Raw genomic sequence first — 2,022 nt, 5'->3', positions numbered from 1 at the left:
ACGGGCGATATGATGGGGTATTGGAAACGCCGTGCCGATAAAGCGGGATTGGTTGTTGATCGGATTGTCGGGATTGATCCTAGTGAGGGGATGGTTGGAGTAGGACGTGAAAAGTTTCCGGATATGTCGTTTCACATTGCCCCTGCGACAGAGCTTCCCAAAGAGGACAGTTCTGCCGATATCATCAGTATTTCGTACGGAATCCGTAATGTCGTAGAGCGTCAAGAGGGGCTCCATGAATTTAATCGCGTTCTTAAACCGGGGGGGCTTGTCGTTATTTTGGAGTTTATGAAGAATGAAAACCCCTCAATGCTCGGAAAAGTGCGTGATTGGTATATGAACAACATCCTCCCCCGCATCGGCGGATTGATCTCTAACAACTACGAAGCATACCGCTATCTACCTGACTCTATCGAAGGTTTTTTGACCGTAGGAAAAATGTCTCGTGAGCTTGAAGAAGCGGGATTTGAGATGCTCTATACTAAAAGCTTTTCAATGGATATTTCGACGTTGATGATCGCCCGTAAAAAGTAACCTAATGGCTACAACTCTCAGTGTTTCTTCTCTCAATGAGCAGATTAAGACGCTACTAGAGACCTCTTTTGAATTTGTCAGTGTCGAGGGGGAACTCTCCCGCGTCACCAAGCACGGCAGCGGACACATCTACTTCACCCTCAAAGATAACGATTCTGCCATCAAATGTGTCATGTTCAAGGGGAACGCCGCACGACTCAAGTTCTCTCTCGAAGAGGGGGCACATATCATCCTCCACGGGGCACTCTCCCTCTACAAACCGCGCGGTGAATATCAGATTAACGCATTCAGTGCCGAGCCTTACGGTGCGGGGGCTTTGGCGGTAGCGTTTGAGCAACTCAAACAAAAGTTGGAAGCCAAAGGGTACTTCGACCCGACGCGTAAAAAAAGTTTTCCTAAGTTCCCACAAACGATTATTTTAGTTACCTCCGCGACAGGTGCCGCATTGCAAGATATGCAGAGAGTCGCCTCACATCGATGGCCGCTGGTCAAACTCATCGTTTTGGATGTATTGGTTCAAGGCTCTAGTGCGGCGGGACAAATAGCCAATGCTCTCCTCTATGCCGATACCTTAAACGCGGATGCGGTCGTTGTCGGACGGGGCGGGGGAAGTATCGAGGATTTATGGGCATTTAACGAGGAGATTGTTGCCGATGCCATTTTCGCGATGAACACTCCCGTAATGTCGGCAGTGGGGCACGAGATCGACTGGGTCATCAGCGACTACGTCTCTGATATGCGCGCTCCGACACCGAGTGCGGCGATGCAGATGCTTCTCCCCGATCAAAACGAACTGTTTCAAAATATCGACGAAATCCGCTTCGGAGCTTACGGGATGATTACTCAACGGCTGGAGCGCAAACGTGAACAGCTCACCTCTATGCAAGAGGCGTTTAAACGTCATGGGGTAGAACATCGTTTAGAGGTACAGCGCGAGCTGCTTAAAGAGCTTCGAGAGCGTTTGGATCGACAGATGGCACAGCGGTTGGAGCAAAGCAGACGTGAGATTGCTCCTCTGATGGAGCGGTTAACGCAAAGCATCGAATCAACACTGCGACAAAAGCAGTTTATGATTAGCCAACTTACAGAAGGGTTTAACGCCAATCACCCGAAGAATAAAAACAAAAGCGGCTTTGCACAGATCGCCCGTGAGGGAAAAGTGATTGATTTGGATGTGCTCAGTGTCGGAGATCGGTTTGATGCGATGAATGATCATCGCATTGTACGGGCGGAAGTGGTTGAGATAACCGTTATTTGACAATAGTGTGTATAGTAAGTATAATAGTCTCATGAAAAGTTCGGAATTAATCAAAAAGATGTTAGCCGATGGTTGGATATTGGTTGCCGTGCGCGGAAGCCACCATCAGTTCAAACATCCGACCAAAGCTGGTTGAGTCACCGTACCCCATCCTAAAAAAGATTTGGGCATCGGGCTGGTACGGGCGATTATGAAACAAGCTGGACTCAAGGAGGAATAAATGATGCGCT

The 2,022-nt window shown here is 48.6% G+C and carries 2 protein-coding genes and 1 pseudogene; all 3 read left to right on the top strand.

Features of this window, described 5'->3' with window-relative positions:
• A partial coding sequence (locus tag A2517_RS02395) for a ubiquinone/menaquinone biosynthesis methyltransferase (RefSeq protein ID WP_294893771.1) occupies positions 1-534 on the top strand: 534 nt, incomplete at its 5' end.
• A 4-nt stretch (positions 535-538) separates the two neighbouring features.
• Positions 539-1,792, top strand: a complete 1,254-nt coding sequence (gene xseA / locus A2517_RS02390) for an exodeoxyribonuclease VII large subunit (protein ID WP_294893770.1) — start codon at positions 539-541, stop codon at positions 1,790-1,792.
• A 31-nt stretch (positions 1,793-1,823) separates the two neighbouring features.
• Positions 1,824-2,012: pseudogene (locus A2517_RS02385) on the top strand (type II toxin-antitoxin system HicA family toxin).
• The last annotated feature ends 10 nt before the right edge of the window (positions 2,013-2,022 follow it).

The organism is Sulfuricurvum sp. RIFOXYD12_FULL_44_77 (assembly GCF_001830725.1).
GTDB classification, from domain to species: domain Bacteria; phylum Campylobacterota; class Campylobacteria; order Campylobacterales; family Sulfurimonadaceae; genus Sulfuricurvum; species Sulfuricurvum kujiense_A.
This window is presented reverse-complemented; position numbering and strand designations above follow the sequence as displayed.

Excerpts from the sequence above, each read along its gene's own strand:
- xseA (WP_294893770.1), top strand. The coding sequence starts at position 539 with ATGGCTACAACTCTCAGTGTTTCTTCTCTCAATGAGCAGATTAAGACG.